20 protein-coding genes are annotated in these 17,602 nt (G+C 72.7%); 9 read left to right on the top strand and 11 right to left on the bottom strand.

The features are described 5' to 3' along the window. Positions 1-25: 25 nt before the first annotated feature. Together ACIRPX_RS00965 and ACIRPX_RS00960 are read right to left on the bottom strand one after the other, a co-directional pair. Positions 26-961, bottom strand: coding sequence for a VOC family protein (locus ACIRPX_RS00965; RefSeq protein ID WP_404187129.1), 936 nt, complete (start codon positions 959-961; stop codon positions 26-28). Further along, positions 958-1,923, bottom strand: coding sequence for a fumarylacetoacetate hydrolase family protein (locus ACIRPX_RS00960; RefSeq protein ID WP_404187128.1), 966 nt, complete (start codon positions 1,921-1,923; stop codon positions 958-960). The genes ACIRPX_RS00965 and ACIRPX_RS00960 overlap by 4 nt, the downstream gene beginning before the upstream one ends. A 255-nt stretch (positions 1,924-2,178) precedes the next feature. Between ACIRPX_RS00960 and ACIRPX_RS00955 the strand changes: the two genes are divergently transcribed. From ACIRPX_RS00955 to ACIRPX_RS00920, 8 genes are all read left to right on the top strand, one after another. Next, a complete protein-coding gene (locus ACIRPX_RS00955; RefSeq protein WP_404187127.1) occupies positions 2,179-2,484 on the top strand; it encodes an antibiotic biosynthesis monooxygenase family protein in 306 nt (101 codons plus the stop codon). A 78-nt stretch (positions 2,485-2,562) separates the two neighbouring features. Beyond that, entirely contained in the window at positions 2,563-3,687 is a 1,125-nt protein-coding gene (locus ACIRPX_RS00950) for an FAD-dependent monooxygenase (RefSeq protein ID WP_404187126.1), read from the top strand. Beyond that, on the top strand, positions 3,684-4,688 hold the full coding sequence (locus ACIRPX_RS00945) for an amidohydrolase family protein (RefSeq protein WP_404187125.1): 1,005 nt from the start codon (positions 3,684-3,686) through the stop codon (positions 4,686-4,688). The genes ACIRPX_RS00950 and ACIRPX_RS00945 overlap by 4 nt, the downstream gene beginning before the upstream one ends. Beyond that, positions 4,685-5,653 carry a cyclase family protein gene (locus ACIRPX_RS00940; RefSeq protein WP_404187124.1) on the top strand — a complete coding sequence of 323 codons (969 nt, stop codon included), beginning with the start codon at positions 4,685-4,687 and terminating at the stop codon, positions 5,651-5,653. The genes ACIRPX_RS00945 and ACIRPX_RS00940 overlap by 4 nt, the downstream gene beginning before the upstream one ends. A gap of 11 nt (positions 5,654-5,664) precedes the next feature. Next, on the top strand, positions 5,665-7,035 hold the full coding sequence (locus ACIRPX_RS00935; RefSeq protein WP_404187489.1) for an FAD-binding oxidoreductase: 1,371 nt from the start codon (positions 5,665-5,667) through the stop codon (positions 7,033-7,035). A 3-nt stretch (positions 7,036-7,038) separates the two neighbouring features. Further along, the gene (locus tag ACIRPX_RS00930; protein WP_404187123.1) at positions 7,039-7,995 is read left to right on the top strand and encodes a fumarylacetoacetate hydrolase family protein; all 957 of its coding nucleotides are present in this window, start codon (positions 7,039-7,041) and stop codon (positions 7,993-7,995) included. 153 nt (positions 7,996-8,148) lie between these two features. Beyond that, on the top strand, positions 8,149-9,129 hold the full coding sequence (locus ACIRPX_RS00925) for a LysR family transcriptional regulator (protein ID WP_404187122.1): 981 nt from the start codon (positions 8,149-8,151) through the stop codon (positions 9,127-9,129). Between the two features lie 38 nt (positions 9,130-9,167). After that, the gene (locus ACIRPX_RS00920) at positions 9,168-9,941 is read left to right on the top strand and encodes an SDR family NAD(P)-dependent oxidoreductase (RefSeq protein ID WP_404187121.1); all 774 of its coding nucleotides are present in this window, start codon (positions 9,168-9,170) and stop codon (positions 9,939-9,941) included. Here the strand turns inward: ACIRPX_RS00920 and ACIRPX_RS00915 are convergent. From ACIRPX_RS00915 to ACIRPX_RS00875, 9 genes are all read right to left on the bottom strand, one after another. Then, on the bottom strand, positions 9,913-11,397 hold the full coding sequence (locus ACIRPX_RS00915) for an MFS transporter (RefSeq protein WP_404187120.1): 1,485 nt from the start codon (positions 11,395-11,397) through the stop codon (positions 9,913-9,915). The two genes, ACIRPX_RS00920 and ACIRPX_RS00915, sit on opposite strands and share 29 nt — an antisense overlap. Positions 11,398-11,399: 2 nt before the next feature. After that, the gene (locus ACIRPX_RS00910) at positions 11,400-11,525 is read right to left on the bottom strand and encodes a hypothetical protein (RefSeq protein WP_404187119.1); all 126 of its coding nucleotides are present in this window, start codon (positions 11,523-11,525) and stop codon (positions 11,400-11,402) included. 51 nt (positions 11,526-11,576) lie between these two features. Then, the gene (locus ACIRPX_RS00905) at positions 11,577-12,833 is read right to left on the bottom strand and encodes an RNA polymerase sigma factor (protein WP_404187118.1); all 1,257 of its coding nucleotides are present in this window, start codon (positions 12,831-12,833) and stop codon (positions 11,577-11,579) included. After that, complete coding sequence (locus ACIRPX_RS00900; protein ID WP_404187117.1) at positions 12,830-13,168, bottom strand: YciI family protein; 339 nt, start codon at positions 13,166-13,168, stop codon at positions 12,830-12,832. Before ACIRPX_RS00900 ends, ACIRPX_RS00905 begins: the two co-directional genes overlap by 4 nt. Further along, positions 13,168-13,890, bottom strand: coding sequence for a YciI family protein (locus ACIRPX_RS00895; protein ID WP_404187116.1), 723 nt, complete (start codon positions 13,888-13,890; stop codon positions 13,168-13,170). Before ACIRPX_RS00895 ends, ACIRPX_RS00900 begins: the two co-directional genes overlap by 1 nt. Positions 13,891-13,983: 93 nt before the next feature. Beyond that, positions 13,984-15,042: an LLM class flavin-dependent oxidoreductase gene (locus ACIRPX_RS00890; RefSeq protein ID WP_404187115.1), complete on the bottom strand. Its 1,059-nt coding sequence runs from the start codon at positions 15,040-15,042 to the stop codon at positions 13,984-13,986. After that, the gene (locus tag ACIRPX_RS00885; protein WP_404187114.1) at positions 15,042-15,551 is read right to left on the bottom strand and encodes an SRPBCC family protein; all 510 of its coding nucleotides are present in this window, start codon (positions 15,549-15,551) and stop codon (positions 15,042-15,044) included. The genes ACIRPX_RS00890 and ACIRPX_RS00885 overlap by 1 nt, the downstream gene beginning before the upstream one ends. Positions 15,552-15,645: 94 nt before the next feature. Next, on the bottom strand, positions 15,646-16,146 hold the full coding sequence (locus ACIRPX_RS00880; RefSeq protein ID WP_404187113.1) for a winged helix-turn-helix transcriptional regulator: 501 nt from the start codon (positions 16,144-16,146) through the stop codon (positions 15,646-15,648). A 73-nt stretch (positions 16,147-16,219) separates the two neighbouring features. Further along, on the bottom strand, positions 16,220-16,807 hold the full coding sequence (locus tag ACIRPX_RS00875) for an RNA polymerase sigma factor (RefSeq protein WP_404187112.1): 588 nt from the start codon (positions 16,805-16,807) through the stop codon (positions 16,220-16,222). A gap of 258 nt (positions 16,808-17,065) precedes the next feature. Here ACIRPX_RS00875 and ACIRPX_RS00870 point away from each other — a divergent pair, with 258 nt between their 5' ends. Beyond that, a complete protein-coding gene (locus tag ACIRPX_RS00870; protein WP_404187111.1) occupies positions 17,066-17,533 on the top strand; it encodes an SRPBCC family protein in 468 nt (155 codons plus the stop codon). The last annotated feature ends 69 nt before the right edge of the window (positions 17,534-17,602 follow it).

The raw sequence follows: 17,602 nt of genomic DNA, 5'->3' as shown, positions 1-17,602 counted from the left end.
TGCGGCCTTTCTCGGGGGAGTCGGATCAGACGGGAGGCGCTTCGAAGACCACGTCGGGGTCGTTGAACTGCTCCTTGGCGACCGACTCGCTCATCGGGTCGGCGGTGCCCCACTGGTCCTGGGTGACCGGGTCGTCGACGTCGTGCCGGCCCGGGTGCCACACGTCCTCCTCCAGCACGGCGAGCTCGGTGGTGTACTCGACGGTGTTGCCGTGCGGATCGTGGAAGTAGGCGAAGGTGTTGTCCCCCGCCAGGTGCCGTCCGGGACCCCAGGTCAGGCGCGTCCCGGCTCGCAGCGCCCGGCCCGTGCCGCGCATGTACTCCTCCACACCGCGCATCTCGAAGGAGGCGTGGTGCAGGGAGGCATGGGGCCCGCGCGCGATGGCGAAGGAGTGGTGCAGCGGGCTGCACCGCAGGAAGTACATGAGGTCGCCCAGGTGCGTGGAGTACAGGGTGTCGGTCAGCCGGAGGCCGAGGTGCTCGACGTAGAAGTCCCGCAGCCCCTCCGGGTCCTGGGAGTTGACGACGCAGTGCGAGAGCCGCACGGGGACGGCCTCGCGCTCATCGATCCTGCGGTGCGTGCGGGTCCCGACGTCCGCCGACACCTCCACGACGCGCCCGTCCGGGTCGAAGAAGCGGAAGCCGTAGCCGCCGCCCGGGGTGTCCAGCGCCCTGGGTTCGTGGACGATGCGGATCGCCGCGCGGCCCAGCCGCACCGCCAGTTCGTCGACGGCGGCCGGTGAGACGGCCCCGAAGGCCACCAGGTCCATGCGCTTGCGCTCGTCCTGGCGGATGCGCACGACGTACTGCTCGGGACTGCCCTCGGCGGCGAAGAACGCGATGCCGCTGTCGTCGGCGACCTCGGTCAGGCCCCAGGTGGTGGAGAAGAAGGACCGCTGGGTGCCGAAGTCCGGTACGGCCAGGTCGACATGGCGCAGATGGGTGATGGGCTGGAAGCTCATGCAAGGCTCCTGACGGTGTTGCGCTGGTGGCCGAGGCCGGTGATCTCCGACTCGACGACGTCTCCGGGCTTCAGGAACAGGCCCCAGTGCGCGCCGTTGCCGGCCGGGGAGCCGGTGAGCAGGAGGTCCCCGGGGCGCAGGGTGGTGGTCGTGGAGGCGTAGGCGATGAGCCGCGGAATGCCGAAGATCATGTCCTTGGTGGACTCGTCCTGGCGTACGACTCCGTTGTGGCGCAGGGTGATCCGCAGGTCACCGGGGTCGCCGGCGAAGGCGGCCGGGACCAGGAAGGGCCCGGTCGGCAGGAAGGTGTCGGCGTTCTTGGCGGTGAACCAGTCGGTGCCGACGGCGTTCAGGTCGGGCCGGTAGAGGCGGTCACGGGTGGTGAGGTCGTTGCAGACGGTGTAGGCGGCGACGTACGCCATCGCCTCCCCGGCCGGAATGTTCCGGCCGGTCCTGCCGATGACGAGGGCGAGTTCGAGCTCCCAGTCGTGCTGTTCGCCGAGCTCGGGGAGCACGATGTCGTCGTACGGGCCGCACATCGCCCGCGGCGAGCCGAGGAAGACGTAGGGCACACCGCTGCGGATGCGCTCGTCCATCATCCGCTCGGCGTCGGCGCGTGCCTCCCTCGGGGTGGCCCCGTGCACGCTCTCCTTCTCGGCGGCCACCAGATCCACCACGTGCTTGCGGTAGTTGGCGCCGCTCTGCAGGATCTGCCCCGGCTCGACCGGGGCCAGGACGTGCAGCGCGGCCAGCTCGTGCCAGGTGCCGTCGGCCGAGGCCGCGAGGCCGTGCAGACGGGGCAGCCAGGTGTCCCAGTCGTCGACGAGGGCGCGGACGGACGGCACCTGGCCGGACAGGTCGCGCACACGGCTGCCGGCGACCAGGCCGGGGAAGACGCCCGCGCCGGTGCTGAAGGTGCCGAGGGCGAAGGGTCCGGCGTGGGTCGGTGGTGATGCGGGCACGGGCGGCTCTCCTCGTACGGATGGTGGGCTCACCGTCGACGCTAGGCAGCCGCGCGGGCCGGCGGAAATGGTCGTTGGCGATGCCTGCCATCGGCGGCCCGTCGCGGCGCTGACCTCGTCGAACGCGCGGCCCGGCCGGGTGGCGATGGCATCGCCGTACGGGATGGATGACGTCCCCCATGCCGATGCCTCGATCCGTTGACCGCGCACCGGCCGCCGATCAGGCTCGAAGGACCCCACCCCGAGGAGTACGACGTGGTAGTCGAGCACGCCCAGTTGACCGTGGCGGCCGGCCGGGAGGACGAGTTCCAGGAGGTCTTCGGCACGGCCCGCGAGGTGCTCGCCGAGGCCGACGGTTTCCGCTGGGCCGAGTTGCTGCGCTGCGAGGAGCGGCCGCGGGCCTTCCTGCTGCTGGTCGGCTGGGAGTCGGTCGAGGCGCACACGGCCCACTTCCGCGGGTCCGCGCGCTTCGGGCGCTGGCGGGAGCTGGTCGGGCCCTTCTTCGCCGAACCGCCGGCCGTGGAGCACTACCGCGAGCTCGGACCGCGCTTCCCCGGCTGACCTCCGGCCGCTGTCCGTCTCCTTCTCCCACGTTCTCCCACGTTCTTTCACGTTCTTCTACGTTCGCAAGGATCGCCCATGCCCGTACACAAGGTGCTCGTCGTCGGCGGCGGCATCACCGGAAGCGTGCTGTCCCTCGCGCTCGCCCAGCGCGGCGCCGAGGTCGACCTCGTCGAGATCTCCCCCCAGTGGTTCGGGGTGGGACATGGCATCACCCTCCAGGGAAACGCGCTGAAGGCGCTGCGCTCGGTGGGCGTGCTGGACCGGGTGCTGCACCGTGCCGTGCCGTTCGACCACATGCGGCTGCGCCACGCGGACGGCGGCCTGATCACGGACCTGCCCACTCCGCGCACCGGCGGCGCGGACCTGCCCGCCACGGCGGGGGCGCTCCGCTCGGACCTGCAGGACGCGCTCTGCGACGCGGTGCACGCGCACGGCGTCCGGGTCCGGCTCGGGCTGACCGTCGCCGGCCTCGACCAGTGGCCCGGGCACGTGGACGTGACCTTCACCGACGGAACCTCGGGACGCTACGACCTGGTGGCCGGCGCCGACGGCATCAACTCCGCGATGCGGGAGCTGATCGGCATCACCGCCCGGCCGAGCCCGGTCGGCATGTCGATCTTCCGGGTGGTGGGCGAGCGGCCGGCCGAGATGGACTGCGCCGAGGTCTACTACGGCGGCCCCCGCTACAAGGCCGGCTACAGCCCGATCTCCGCCGACCGGTGCTACGCCTATCTGCTCGACGAGAACCTCGACACCTCGCTGATCGGGCCGCGTGCCCCGCTGGAGCTGCTGCGCGAGCGGGGCGCCGGCTACCGGGGCAGCTGGGGCAAGATCATCGCCTCGCTGCCCGAGGACACCGCCGTCGACCACCGCTGGATCGAGACCGTGCTGATCGACGGACCCTGGCACCGCGGCCGCACGGTGGTCGTCGGCGACGCCGCCCACGCCTGCCCGCCGCTGATCGCGCAGGGCGCGGCGATGTGCCTGGAGGACGCGGTGCTGCTGGCCGAACTGGCCACCGGGAGCGATCCGTTGGAGCGGGCCCTGGAGCACTTCATGTCCCGGCGGCTGCCGCGGGTGCGCATGGTCCTGCGCAACTCCCTCCAGCTGGCCGAGTGGGAGATCCACCCGGGCACGCCCGGCGCGGACCCGGCCCGCATCATGTCGGAGACGCTCCAGTCGCTGACGGCGGCCGCATGAGCGCGCCCGTCGTCGACTTCCACGGCCACCTGGCCGTCCCGGCGGCCGACGCCCTGGTGGCCGGCACGCCGGGGTTCGCCGCGGAGCTGGCCGCCGAGCAGCGCGCCCACTCCCCCGCCTCGCTGGCCGCCAACCGGCTACAACTCCAGCGCCTCGCCGGGAAGTTGACGGACGTCGGCGAACGCCTGGCCGACCTCGACGCGATGGGCGTGGGTATCCAGGTGGTCGGCCCGATGCCGATGCACCACTACTGGGCGGAGCCGGACCTCGCCGTCCGCCTCGCCCGGACCGTCAACCAGGCGGTGGCCGCACACTGCGCCGAGGCGCCCGAGCGGCTGTACGGCCTGGGCACGGTGCCGCTGCAGCACCCCGACCTCGCGGTGGCCCTGCTGGAGCAGGCGGTCACCGAGCACGGGCTGTCCGGGATCAGCGTCTCGACGACCGTCGCCGGGCGGGAACTGGCCGATCCCCGCCACGACGAACTCTGGCTGAAGGCAGCGGAGTTGGGTGCGGTCGTCTTCGTCCACCCGTGGGGCTGCTCGCTCGGCGAGCGGCTGGCCGAGCACTACCTCGGCAACACCGTCGGCCAGCCGGTCGAGACGACCGTCGCGCTGTCCCGTCTCATCTTCGGCGGGGTCCTGGACCGCTGCCCGGACCTCAAGCTCGTGGCCGCGCACGGCGGCGGCTGCCTGCCCACCTGCATCGGCCGCTTGGACCACGCCTGGCGGATGCGCGAGGACGCGCGCGGCTGCGCACACCCGCCGAGCAGCTATCTGCGCCGGATGTGGTTCGACGCCCTCGTCTACACCCCGCGCGCCCTGCGCCACCTGGTCGAGGAGGTGGGCTCCGACCGGGTCGTGCTCGGCACCGACCACCCCTTCGACATGGGCGTCGACGACCCGGTGGCCCGGCTGGACGCCGCCGGGCTCGCCCCGGCCGACCGCGCCGCGATCGCCGGCGGCAACGCCCTCGACCTGCTCCGGAAAGGACGTGTCCGATGACCCTGGGTCCCATCGAGGAAGAGCTCGCCAAGGCCCGCGCCGCCTACCGCAACTGGGGCCGCTGGGGCGAGGACGACGTGCTCGGCACGCTCAACTTCATCGACGACGCGATACGGGCGCACGCGGCCGGGCTGGTCCGGCGGGGCCGGTCCTTCTCCCTGTCGCTGGAGTTCAACGAGTCGGGGCCGCAGCGCGGATTCCGCGGCCGCATCAACCCGGTGCACTACATGAAGGACACCGGCTCCGACGCGGCGGCCGGCACCCAGGGCTTCCCGCACGGCTTCGGCGGGGCGGACGACCACATCGTGATGCCGCTGCAGGCCTCCACCCAGTGGGACGGCCTGGGCCACATCTACGACAACAAGCAGGCGTGGAACGGCCGCCCGTGCACCATCGTGAACGGTGACGGCGACTCGGTCACCGGCATCGAGCACATGCGGGACGCCTTCACCGGCCGCGGCGTGCTGCTCGACGTGGGCCGCGCGGTCGGCGACGAGCACGGTGAACTCCCCGACGGATTCCCCGTCCTGGAGGAGCACCTGCGCGCCACGATCGAGGCGCAGGGCGCCACCTCCGGCGTCCGGCGCGGCGATCTCGTCCTGATCCGGACCGGCCAGATCGGCCGGGTACGGCGGTCGGGCGGGTGGGGCACGTACGCCGCCGGCGACGCGCCCGGGCTCTCCTTCACCACCCTGGACTGGCTGCACCGCACCGAGATCGCCGCGATTGCCTCCGACACCTGGGGGCTGGAGGTGCGGCCGTACGAGTTCGCCGAGCCCGCGATGTCCCCGCTCCACCAGATCGCGATCCCCAACATGGGCCTCCCGCTGGGCGAGATGTGGGACCTGGAGGCGCTGGCCGAGGACTGCGCGGCCGACGGCGTCCACGAGTTCCTGCTGGTCGCCGCCCCGCTCCCGGTCACCGGAGCGGTGGGCGCCCCCGTCAACCCCATCGCGATCAAGTGAGTACGGAACAGATGAACAGCAACCGCTTCCTCGGCACCCTCCATCTCCCCGGCGACGAGGACTTCGCGCAGGCGTGCTTCGGCCGGATCTTCAACGCCCGCCGCCCGTCGGACCGTTCACCGGCAGCCGTGCTGAAGGCACGCACGGAGCGGGACGTCGTCGAGGGCGTACGGCTGGCGCTGGAGCGGGGCTGGCAGGTCGCCGTCCGCTCCGGCGGGCACAGCTGGGCCGCCTGGTCGCTGCGGCGGGACGCGCTGCTGATCGACCTCGGCGACTTCCGCGAGATGGCCTACGACCCGCGGACCCGGATCGTCACGGCGACGCCGAGCATCAAGGGCGGGGACGAACTCAACCCGTATCTGGGCGAGTTCGGCCGGTTCTTCAACGGCGGGCACTGCCCCTCCGTGGGCATCGGCGGCTTCCTGCTCCAGGGCGGCCAGGGATGGAACGCGCGCGGCTGGGGCTGGGCGGCGGAGAACGTCGTGGCGATCGACGTCGTCACCGCCGAGGGCGAGCTGGTGCGCGCGGACGAGGGGCAGAACAGCGACCTGTTCTGGGCGGCGCGGGGCGCCGGGCCCGGCTTCTTCGGCGTGGTCACCCGCTTCCACCTGCGCACCCGCCCGCTGCCCGGGCATCTGGCGCACACGGTGCACGCGTATCCGCTCGGCCTCTTCGACGAGGTCATGACCTGGCTGCACGGTATGCACCACACGGTCTCGGACCTGGTGGAGATCGTCGCCCTCACCCAGACACCGCCCGGCCACGACGAGCCGGTCCTGCTGGTCACCGGAGTGTCGATGACGGACACGCCCGAACAGGCGGCCCGGGCGCTGGCACCGCTGCACGCCAACCCGTACGCGGACCGGGCCCTGTTCCGCATCGAGGCCGAACCCACCACGATCGCCGCCCAGTTGGCGGGCCAGCGCACCGCCAACCCGGAGGGTCACCGCTACCTGGTCGACAACGCCTGGCTGACCGGACCGGCCGAGCGGGTGGTACCGGCCATCCGCAAGGCGTTCACCGAGCACCCCACCCGGCAGACCTTCACCATCTGGTTCTCCATGGCCCCGCTGCGTGAACTGCCCGACATGGCCTTCTCGTTGCAGTCCGAGATCTACTGCGCCACCTACGTCGTGCACGACCGGCCCGGGCGCGACGCGGAACTGCGCGCCTGGCTGGACGAGGCGACGGCCGCGATGCAGCCGGTGACGGCCGGGCAGTACCTCGGGGACTCCGACTTCACCGTCCGGCAGCTGAGGTTCATGGGCGACGAGCAGTGGCGGCGGCTGGGGGAGATCCGCGCCGTCCGCGACCCCAAGGGCCTGTTCGCGGGCCATCTGAGCGCGGACACCGTCACCAACACCAACCACTGGGAGCAGTGAGCCATGCGTTTCGCGACATACGAGTTCGAGGGCGAGGAGCGCGCCGGGGCGGTGCGGGACGGCGTGATCCATCCGCTGCCCGAGGGGGTCACGCTGCTCGCGCTGGTCGAGCAGGAGGTGCTGTACGCGGCGGGGATCGACGCCCTCGACCGGTACAGCGACCTCACCGTGGACCGGGTTCGGCTGCTGCCGCCGCTCCGGCCGCCGTCCATCCGCGACTTCGTCGGCTTCGAGGCGCACATCGAGGGGGTGTCCAAGTCCCTCGACGGGCTGGAGCACGTGCCCGAGGAGTGGTACCGGGCACCCAACTTCTACTTCACCAACCCGCACGCGGCCTACGGCGCCCACGACGACGTGCCCGTCCCGGCGGGCTGCTCGGTGCTCGACTTCGAGCTGGAGGTGGGCGCCGTCGTCGGGCGGGCCGGGCGCGACCTCACGCCCGAGCAGGCCCGCGAGCACATCGCCGGCTACCTGGTCTTCAACGACTGGTCGGCCCGCGACCTGCAGAAGCCGGAGAAGACCCTCGGCCTCGGCTTCTCCAAGGGCAAGGACTTCGCCAACACGCTCGGCCCGTACCTGGTCACCGCGGACGAGGTGGAGGACCGGCGGGACGCCGACGGCTTCCTCGACCTGGAGATGACCGTCGCCCTCAACGGCGAGCCGATCGGCCGCGACACCCTCGCCAACATGTCCTGGACCTTCGAGGAGATGGTCGCCTACGCGGCGCGTGACGCCTGGGTGCGGCCCGGCGACATCCTCGGCTCGGGCACGTGCGGCTGGGGCGCCCTGGCGGAGTTCTGGGGCCGCCTCGGTGAGCGCACGCCGCCGCCGCTCACGCCGGGCGACGAGGTCACGCTGAGTGTGGAGCGCCTCGGCAGCCTCTGCAACCGGGTCGTGCCGGGCCGCTCGGACGTGTACCTGCCGCGGGCGCGCAAGCGCGGGCGGACACCGCGACCGTAGCCCCCTCACTCCTTCTGAAGTGCACACATCCAGCAGTCCGATGGTTGTCATCGGATCGCTGTGAGTTGCCACCGAGGCTCTTCCTCGGCGTGAAATCCGTCGTTACGCTCCGGTTTCACCGAGCTTCAACGACGCGGCCGGAAGGAAACACCCATGGGCCTCGGAGCCATCGACCTGAATCTTCTGGTGGCGCTGGAAGCTCTCCTGGAGGAGAAGAACGTCACGCACGCGGGCGTACGGCTGTCCACCAGCCAGTCCGCGATGAGCGGATCGCTGGCCCGGCTGCGCCGCCACTTCAACGACGAGCTGCTGGTGCGGGTCGGCCGGGAGTACGAGCTGACGCCGCTGGCGGAGCGGCTGCTGCCGGTCGTGCAGGCCTCGCTGCACAAGGCGGAGGAGGCGCTGTCGCTGACCCGGCACTTCGATCCGCGCCGCAGCCGGCAGCGATTCTCGGTGGTGATGTCCGACTACGTGATGACGGTCTTCGTGGAGCCGCTGCTGCGGATCATCGCCGAGGAGGCGCCCGGGGTCCGCATCGACTTCCACCCCATCGTGGAGGGCCAGCTGGAGAACGAGACGCATCTGCGCTGCCACGACCTGATGATCGTGCCCCTCGGCTACCAGCTGCCGGGCGTCAGCGAGGCCGTGATGCACGACCGGTTCGTATGTCTCGTCGACCCCGGCAACCCGCGCCTGGCCGACGGGCGGCTGGAACTGCGGGACCTCGCCGAGATGCCGCACGTCGCCTGCGCCATCGGCAAGCTCACGCCCGCCGACCGCCAGCTGGAGACCCTGGGCATCACGCCGCGGGTGCAGGTCAGCACCCCCGGCTTCAGCGTGATGCCGTTCCTGCTCAGCGGCACCGACATGGTCGCCCTGGTGCCCGAACGGCTCGCGCGGCGCTACGAGACGTTCGCGCGCTGCGCCGTGGTCCCGACACCGTTCCCCGACGTGCCGCTGGTCGAGGCCATGTACTGGCACCACAACCGGCACGCCGACCCCGCGCACCGCTGGCTGCGCGAGACCGTGCGCCGGGTGGGCGCGTCCCTGGGGGAACCCGCTCCCGCGGAGATCGCATCCGCGGATGCCTGCCATGAGGAACACGCGTTTCCGGAGCTGACCGCGGCTTCCTAGCGTGGAGGGGAGTCGTCCCCGCACCCCATGGAGGAACCGTGAGCCGTACGCGTCTGGCGGGCCGCACCGTCGTCGTCACCGGGGCCGCGCAGGGCCAGGGAGCCGCGGAGGTGACGGCGGCGGCGCGCGAGGGCGCGGCGGTCCTGGCGACCGACGTCCTGGACGAGGCGGGCGAGAAGCTCGCCGCCTCGCTGCGCGCCGACGGCCTCGACGTCACCTACCGGCACCTGGACGTGTCCTCGCCGGCCGACTGGGCGGGACTGGCGGCATCGCTGGAGGTCGTGCACGGGCTCGTCAACAACGCGGGCATCCCGATGCGGGCCCGCCTCGACGACGTCGAACTCGCCGACTGGAACCGGGCGTTCGCGGTGAACACCACCGGCGCCCTGCTCGGCGTCCAGGCCCTGACGCCGCTGATGCCGGCCGGTTCCTCGATCGTCAACGTCGGCTCCGTCGCGGGGCTGACCGCCCACCACGCCGTCGCGTACACGACGAGCAAATGGGCCCTGCGGGGTCTGTCGAAGGTGGCGGCGCTGGAGCTGGCGCCGCGCGGCATCCGTACGAACCTGATCCACCCCGGCTACATCGAGACGCCCCTGATGGCGGGCGCGAACCCGGTCTTCGTCGAGGCGCACGTGTCGATGACTCCCCAGGGCCGGGGCGGCACCGTCGACGAGGTGGCACCCCTGGTGGTCTACCTCCTGTCCGAGGAGGCGTCGTACGTCAACGGGGCGGAGATCACGGTCGACGGCGGGTACACCGCGCACGGCGGGGTGAAGGCGATCACCGACGCGCTCGACGCGGGTCGATAGACCTGTTCGGGGCGGCGCCGAATCGCCGGGGCAGACGGCCGCCGAGGTCGTGCCGGCCTTCTCCGGGTCCGTGTTTCCCGCCCGGGCGCAGCAGGAGCAGGGCGCAGGCCGGCCCCGTCGCGGCGAGGACGACGCACGCGCCGAAGCCCGCGCGGTAACCGGCCGTCAGCGCGGCCAGAGGGTCCGGGCCGCCCGTCCGGGAGAGCGCGACGGAGGTGACGACGGCGACCCCGAAGGCCCCGCCGATCTGGAAGGCCGCGGTGTTGATGCCGGAGGCCACGCCGGAGTCCTCCTCGCTCACCCCGGTCAGGGCGGCGACGGCACGGGCGACGGCGCAGGCGCCCAGTCCCGGGCCGAAGAGCAGCAGGCCGGGCAGCAGGTCCCGCAGGAATCCGCCGTCGGCCGGGACCCGGGCCAGCAGCGCGCTGCCCGCGCCGACCAGCACGAGACCGCCCGCGGCGACCGGGCGCGGGCCGAGCCGGGTCACCAGGGCCTGGCCGACCGAGGAGCCGACGACGGCGCCCACCGGCATCACGACGTTGCACAGGCCGAACCGCAGCGGTGAGTAGCCGAGGACGCCCTGGCCGTACCCGGACAGCGTGTACGACATCCCGAAGGCGCTCGCGCCGAGCAGGAACACGACGAGGTTGCCGCCGCTCACGGTCCGCGCGCGCAGCAGGCGCAGCGGAACGAGGGGGGCCGCGGCGCGGGCCTCGATGCGGACGAAGACCGCCGCGAGCAGCACGGAGGCCACCAGCAGGCCGGTCGTGCGCGCCGAGAGCCAGCCCGCGCGGGGTGCGTCCACGACGGCGTACACGCAGGCGACCAGCGCGGCGGTGACGGCGAGGGCGCCGGCCGGGTCGTAGGAGCGGGCCCGGCTCCGGGTGCGGCTCTCGCGCAGCAGGAGCGGGGTGAGCGCCAGCTGGGCCGCGGCGACGGGGACGTTGAGGAAGAAGACCCACTCCCAGCCGAACGCGTCGGTGAGGGGGCCGCCGATCAGGAGGGCGGCGGTGGCGCCGAAGCCGCCGCTGCCGGACCAGACGGCGAGGGCCTTGTTGCGTTCGCGGTCCTCCTCGAACGTGCTCACCAGCAGCGAGAGCGCGCTCGGGGCCATGAGCGCGGCCGACACGCCCTGCACGGCACGGGCCGCGACCAGCACGCCCGCCGTCCAGGCGAGTCCGCACAGCAGCGAGGACAGCCCGAACAGCAGCGTGCCGGCCATGAAGACACGGCGGCGGCCCAGCAGGTCGGCCGTCCGCCCGCCCAGGAGCAGCAGCCCGCCGAAGCTCAGCAGGTAGGCACTCATGACCCATGGGGCGCCGTCCGCGGACAGGCCGAGGCCGTCCGCGACGGAGGGCAGGGCGAGAAGGACGATCTGCGCGTCGAGGATCACCATGAACCCGGCGACGCAGAGCAGGGCGAGGGCGTACCAGCGGCGGGGGTCGGTGGCCGTCATCGTCAGCCTCCCAGCCGCAGGCCGGCCAGCCACACGTCCGGGCTCCCGGGGGCGCGGGGTTCACGCAGGAGCGCGACGAGGGCCCTGCGGAGCAGGGTGGCGGGGCGTGGGGGCTGGTGGGTGGTCATCGGGGCCTCCGGTGTCGTGCGGGGCGAAGTCACCCCACCGACGAACGGCCCCTACGCGGATCGACACTCCGCGAGCCGTTTCCGCAGGAACCCGCGTTCCGCGTCGTTCTCCACCAGTTCCAGCGCCCGTTCGTACGCCGCGGCCGCCTCGCTCGTGCGCCCGCTGCGGCGCAGCAGGTCGGCGCGGGTGGCGGGCAGCAGGTGGTAGCCGGTCAGATCCCCCTCCCGTTCCAGCTCCTCGACCAGGGCCAGCCCCGCTTCCGTGCCCTCGGACATGCCGACGGCCACCGCGCGGTTGAGGCGGACCACGGCCGAGGGCACGAAGCGGGTCAGCTCGCCGTAGAGGGCGGCGATGTCGGCCCAGTCGGTGTCCTCGGCGGTCGCCGCGGTGGTGTGGCAGGCGGCGATGGCGGCCTGGATCTGGTAGGCGCCGGGGCGGCCGCGCCGCAGTGCCCTCTCCAGCAGCGTCGCGCCCTCGTCGATCGCCGCGCGGTCCCACGCGCCGCGGTCCTGGTCCTCCAGGGTGATCAGTTCCCCGGCCGCGTCCACGCGCGTGTGCCGGCGCGCGTCGTGCAGGAGGAGCAGGGCGAGCAGGCCGAGCGTCTCGGGCTCGTCCGGCATCAGACGGGCCAGCAGCCGGGTGAGGCGGATGGCTTCCGCGCACAGGTCGGTGCGGACCAGATCGGCGCCGGACGTGGCGGCGTACCCCTCGTTGAAGAGCAGGTAGAGCACGCCGAGCACGCCCGTGGTGCGTTCGGGCAGGAGGTGCGCGGGCGGCACCCGGTAGGGGATGCCGGCGTTGCGGATCTTCTTCTTGGCGCGCACCAGGCGCTGCGCCATCGTCGCCTCGGGGACGAGGAAGGCGCGGGCGATCTCCGGCGTGGTCAGGCCCGCGAGGGTGCGCAGGGTGAGCGCGACCCGGGCCTCGATGGGCAGGGCGGGATGGCAGCAGGTGAAGATCAGCCGCAGCCGGTCGTCCTGGACGCCGCTGTCGTCGCCGTCGTACTCCGGGTCGCCGGGTCCCTCGTCGCGCGCCAGCACGGCCGCCTCCCGCAGTTTGGCCGCCCCGACCGCCTCCCGGCGCAGCACGTCGAGAGCGCGATGGCGGGCGGTCGTGGTCAGCCAGGCGCCGGGGCGGCGCGGGACGCCGTCGCGCCGCCACCGGTCCAGGGCCTGCGCGAAGGCGTCCTGCGCGCACTCCTCGGCCAGGTCCCAGTCGCCGGTCACCCGGATCAGGGTGGCGACAACCTGGCCCCACTCCTCCCGGAAGGCGGCGGCGACGGCGGCTTCGACGTCGTCGGCGCTCACTCCCAGACCGGCCGCACTTCGACCGAGCCGCCCTCGCGGGCGGCCGGATGCGTGGCGGCGAGGGCGATGGCCTCGTCGAGGTCGGCGACGTCGATGAAGGAGATGCCGGCCAGGTACTCCTTCGTGTCCGCGAACGGCCCGTCGCTGAGCAGGACTTCGTCGCCGCGCACCCGCACCGTGGTGGCGTCGCCGGGCGGCCGCAGCCGTGCCCCTCCGGTGACCCGGCCCTCCCGCGCCGCCGCGACGTACACGGCGAAGCGCGGGTCGTCGGCACGCTCCGCCGGGCTCTGCTCCTCGGCCCCGACCGGGGTGCAGAACAGCAGGGCGTACTTCATCACGCCTCCTTCAGGGACACGGCCTGCTCGTGGGTGATCACGCGGCGCAGGCCGATGTCGCGGTAGCCGGTGCTGACGCGCAGGGTGTCGTCGAGCCGGGTGCCGTCGGTGCGGGTGGCGGTCAGCCGGATCAGGGAGCGGGCGAAGCCGACGCCCTCGTCGACCTCGATCGTCAGCTCCCGCACCTCGCGTGTGACCGGGCCGCCGACCTGTGCGAACAGGTCCCGGACGGCCGTGCGGTGGGCGTCCAGGCCCTGCCGCTCGCGGCCGTCGGCGAAGTGGAAGATCTCCGCGTCGGGCGCGTAGCAGGCCAGCACGCGCCCGGCGTCGCGTTCCCGGTGGGCCTCGGTGAGTTCCGCGTCGACGGCCCGCAGGGCGGCCTCGGGGTCCTCTTCCTCCCCCATCGGCCAGAAGGGGCGGACCTCCATGGCGCCGATGGTGGCGACGGGGTGCCGGGCGGCGGCCTCGACGGCCTCCTGCAGGCTGTCGCACTCCAGGACGTCGAAGCCGGCGACGTACTCCTTGGTCTCGGCGAACGGCCCGTCGGTGCGCAGCACTTCACCGCCCCGCACGCGCACGGTGACCGCCTCGGAGGGCAGGGCCAGCCGGTGCCCGTGCAGCCGCACGCTCCGCTCGCCGAGGTCCTCCACCCAGGGTTCGACGGGCGCCATGCCCGAGGCGTCGTTGGTGTCGTCGCCGCAGACGAGCAGCATGTACTTCATGAGTCCTCCCGGTGGTGATGAGCTTCCTGCACCCCACCGACGAACGGGGGCCCGCCCGATCGACACTCTGCCGTACGAATCTCCGGTACGGGCCTACGACGCACTGCCGGCCTCCCGGACGAGTTCCACGGCCCGGCCGAGTGTGGCGAGCCGCTCGTCCAGGGTCCGCCCGGCCGGATACAGCCGTACGGTGTCCACGCCGGTGTCGCGCCACACCCGCAGCCGCTCCCGCACCATGGGCTCCGTGCCGATCAGCGTCGTCCCGAGCACCATCTCGTCGGTGACCAGTCCGGCCGCGCCGTCCCGGTCGCCCGCCTGCCAGCGCTCGCGGACCTCGGCGGCCACCTCGGCCCAGCCCTGGCGGCTGTAGGCGCTGTTGTAGAAGTTGGTCGAGGCGGAGCCCATGCCGCCGAGGCTGAAGGCCAGCTCCTTCCTGCGGCCCGCGACCATCGCGGCGAGCGCGTCCTCGTCGGCCGCGAAGGCGACTTCGGCACCCTGGCAGACGTCCAGTTCGCCGCGGCCGCGGCCGCCGCGGGCGAGTCCCTCGTCGAGGTGGGCGAAGTAGGCGCCGGCCGCCCCCTCGGGCACGAAGCTGGTGCCGAGCCAGCCGTCGGCGACCTCGCCGGTCAGCCGCAGCATGGCCGGCGACAGGGCGGCGAGGTAGAGGGGGATCGCGTGCTCCGCCTTGGCCGACAGCCGCATCGGGACGGCCTCGCCGCCGGGCAGCGGGATGGTGAACTCCTGTCCCGTGTAGGAGAGTTTGCCGCCGTCGAGCGCTCGGCGCACGATCTCCACGGTCTCCCTCACCCGGGCGAGCGGGCGGGCGAAGGGGACGCCGTGCAGGCCCTCCATCACCTGCGGGCCGGAGGCGCCGAGGCCCAGCAGGAACCGCCCGCCGGAGAGGTTGGACAGCGTGATCGCGGTCTGGGCGACGGCGACCGGGGTGCGGGTGCCGACCTGGATGATGCCTGATCCGAGCAGCATCCGGTCGGTGCGGGCCGCGTAGTAGCCGAGGGCGGAGGGCGCGTCGGAGCCCCAGGCCTCCGCGACCCAGCAGATGTCGAGGCCCAGTTTCTCGGCCTCCACGACGAAGTCGGCCGATTCCGGCCAGTGCTGGAGACCGGAGGCCTCGATCGTGGTCGCGGTGCGCATCACTCGGCCTCCGCCAGTCGCTTGATCCGCTCCAGGGTGGCCGTCATGTTCCGCTCGAACTCCCGCATCCGCACGAACACGATCTTCTGCTCCTTCTCCGGCATCCGGTCGATCGCCTGCGACAGCCCGGAGCGCCCGGGGCCCATCTGCATCCACTCCGACAGGTCGGTGCCGCCGTCACCCGCGTGGAGCCGGAAGCGCCAGACCGCCGACGGGTCGGCGGGGTCCGCCACCGCCCAGGCGAAGACACGGCCCGGTTCGCACTCGATGACGTACGAGGTGGTGGACCACTCGCCGAGCGCCTCGTGCCTGCTGCGGCCGACGAAGCGGGCGCCGACCGACGGCTCCGTGGCGCCGTCGAGCCATGCGGCCGACTGGAGCTCGTCGCTCAGGCTCGGCATCATCGCGACGTCCGAGACCAGCGCCCACACCCGTTCGGGCGGGGCGTCGATCCAGGTCCGCACCTCGACGGTGGGCTTGTCCGTGTAGCGTGCGCCGGTCCATCTCACCCTGGTCGGCCTCCTCGACGAAAAGGGGTCTGATCACCAGAGTTGCTTTATGAGACTCACCCTGTCAAGGGTTGCCGGCCCGCCACGGGGAGCCTCACGCCGCACCGAACCGGCGCCGCACGTCCGGCCGCAGCCTCAGCCGCTCCGGATAACCGGGACCCATCCGCATCGAGGTGTCCTCGGCCCGCAGCGGCTCCCGGCAGGCGACGCAGACCACCTCGGCCGCGGTGTCGTGTCCGCAGGGGCCGTGGTGGAAGACGACCGGGGCGCCCTCGTCCCCCGCCAGCCAGCGGTCACCCCACCGGGACACCGCGGCCAGCACGCCGAAGAAGTCGCGCCCCTTCTCGGTCAGCACGTAGTCGTAGCGCCGGGGTTCGTCCTGGTAGGGCTCCTTCTCCAGCAGTCCTTCGTCCACCAGGCGGCGCAGCCGGTCGGTGAGGGTGTTGCGGGCGATGCCCAGTTCCTGCTGGAACTCGTCGAAGCGGCGGATCCCGTAGAACGCCTCCCGCAGCACGAGCGGGGTCCAGGCGTCACCCAGAAGATCCATGGCCCTGGCGATGGAGCACGGCCAGTTCGAGAACGACGTCCGTTTCATGACGCCAGCCTAGTCAGTCTCGACATGAGACTGAGCGGGTGCGGCACCCTTCCGGGCGCGCGGTGCGGCCCTGTCACACGGCGTGCTCGACCGCGCCGCTCTCCCTGAGCCGGCTGGCCAGCCGGTGCAGTCCCCGGCGGGCATGGCTCTTGACGGTGCCCAGGGGCCAGCCGGTGAACTCGGCGATCTGGGTCTGGGTCAGGTCGTCGTAGAAGGCGAGGTTGAGCACGCGGCGCTGCGGCGCGGGGAGGCGGGACAGTTCGTCGGCGAGCAGGACGCGGTCGATGCTGGCGTCCGCCCCCGCGCCCCCGTCGGCGGGCTGCAGCAGCATCCTGGCGCCCGCGGCCGCGACGAGTTCGTTCCGCCGGGTGCGGGCGGACAGCGCGTCGGCGATCTTCCGGCGGGTGATGCCCACGAGCCAGCCCGACAGGGTCCCGCGCTCGGGCCTGAATCCGGCGCGCCCCCGCCACGCGGCGAGGAACACCAGCTGCGTGACGTCCTCCGCCTCCTTCGCATCCCCCAGCGAGCGCCACGCGAGCGCGTGGACGAGCGGTCGCCAGCGGCGGTGGGCGGCCTCCAGGCATGCCTCGTCACCGGCGAGGAAACCGGCGACGACCTCGGCCTCGTCGATGTCCGCCCCGGTGTGCTGTGCGGTGATCATCGCAACTCCTCAGCTGGGCCTGGTGGTCACACGGCGCGAACCGCAGTCCCACTGTGCAGATTCGATGCAACATGGACAACTCGCATCGACTGTGCATCGATAATCGGCATACGGGATCGACCCGCCGCGCAGGCCGCGGCGCGCTCGCGGGCGGGGCTTCCCCGAGGCGGCCGTCCGCCACGTGCATCCGTCTGCCGCGCGGCGCCGGAACAGAAGGTGCCGGGAGCTGTGGCAGACATCGCGAAAAAGGAGGCACCTGTGGTCGAGGTCGAACGCGTCATCACACTGGCCCACCCACTGCCCGACGTCGTGGGCTTTCTCGCGGACTTCTCGAACACGACGTTGTGGGATCCCGGAACCGTCTCCTGCGAGCGGATCGGCGGCGGAGCGCCGGCCGTCGGGTCGGAGTGGCACAACGTGTCGCAGTTCCGGGGGCGCCGTACCGAACTGCGCTACCGGCTGGTCCGCCTCGAGGCCGGCCACCTCACCTTCGAGGGACGCAACAAGACCGCCACCTCCACCGACGACATGCGCTTCGAGGAGGACGGCGGGCGGACGCGGCTGACCTACCGGGCGCGCATCGAGTTCCACGGCCTGGCCCGCCTGGCCGCTCCCCTGCTGAAGCGGGAGTTCGAGCGGCTCGGCGACGAGGTGTCCGAGCAGCTGCCCAAGGCCGTCGACCACGCCCTGGGCGTTCCGCCGACAGCGGGCGGGCGATCCCGGTGAGCGGGGGCACCCGCGCGGTCCATGCCCGGCCCGCCCCTGCCGTGGGGATTTCCCCGTGGACGTGAACGA

Origin of the sequence: Streptomyces sp. NPDC101225 (genome assembly GCF_044767585.1) — a bacterium.
Taxonomy (GTDB): Bacteria; Actinomycetota; Actinomycetes; order Streptomycetales; family Streptomycetaceae; genus Streptomyces.
Note: the sequence above shows the minus strand (reverse complement) of the source record. Positions and strands in the feature narration are given on the sequence as shown.

Excerpts from the sequence above, each read along its gene's own strand:
- ACIRPX_RS00925 (WP_404187122.1), top strand. The coding sequence starts at position 8,149 with ATGGGCCTCGGAGCCATCGACCTGAATCTTCTGGTGGCGCTGGAAGCT.
- ACIRPX_RS00910 (WP_404187119.1), bottom strand. The coding sequence starts at position 11,525 with ATGACCACCCACCAGCCCCCACGCCCCGCCACCCTGCTCCGCAGGGCC.
- ACIRPX_RS00900 (WP_404187117.1), bottom strand. The coding sequence starts at position 13,168 with ATGAAGTACGCCCTGCTGTTCTGCACCCCGGTCGGGGCCGAGGAGCAG.
- ACIRPX_RS00880 (WP_404187113.1), bottom strand. The coding sequence starts at position 16,146 with ATGAAACGGACGTCGTTCTCGAACTGGCCGTGCTCCATCGCCAGGGCC.
- ACIRPX_RS00935 (WP_404187489.1), top strand. The coding sequence starts at position 5,665 with ATGAACAGCAACCGCTTCCTCGGCACCCTCCATCTCCCCGGCGACGAG.
- ACIRPX_RS00965 (WP_404187129.1), bottom strand. The coding sequence starts at position 961 with ATGAGCTTCCAGCCCATCACCCATCTGCGCCATGTCGACCTGGCCGTA.
- ACIRPX_RS00930 (WP_404187123.1), top strand. The coding sequence starts at position 7,039 with ATGCGTTTCGCGACATACGAGTTCGAGGGCGAGGAGCGCGCCGGGGCG.
- ACIRPX_RS00915 (WP_404187120.1), bottom strand. The coding sequence starts at position 11,397 with ATGACGGCCACCGACCCCCGCCGCTGGTACGCCCTCGCCCTGCTCTGC.
- ACIRPX_RS00950 (WP_404187126.1), top strand. The coding sequence starts at position 2,563 with ATGCCCGTACACAAGGTGCTCGTCGTCGGCGGCGGCATCACCGGAAGC.
- ACIRPX_RS00940 (WP_404187124.1), top strand. The coding sequence starts at position 4,685 with ATGACCCTGGGTCCCATCGAGGAAGAGCTCGCCAAGGCCCGCGCCGCC.
- ACIRPX_RS00895 (WP_404187116.1), bottom strand. The coding sequence starts at position 13,890 with ATGAAGTACATGCTGCTCGTCTGCGGCGACGACACCAACGACGCCTCG.
- ACIRPX_RS00890 (WP_404187115.1), bottom strand. The coding sequence starts at position 15,042 with ATGCGCACCGCGACCACGATCGAGGCCTCCGGTCTCCAGCACTGGCCG.
- ACIRPX_RS00945 (WP_404187125.1), top strand. The coding sequence starts at position 3,684 with ATGAGCGCGCCCGTCGTCGACTTCCACGGCCACCTGGCCGTCCCGGCG.
- ACIRPX_RS00875 (WP_404187112.1), bottom strand. The coding sequence starts at position 16,807 with ATGATCACCGCACAGCACACCGGGGCGGACATCGACGAGGCCGAGGTC.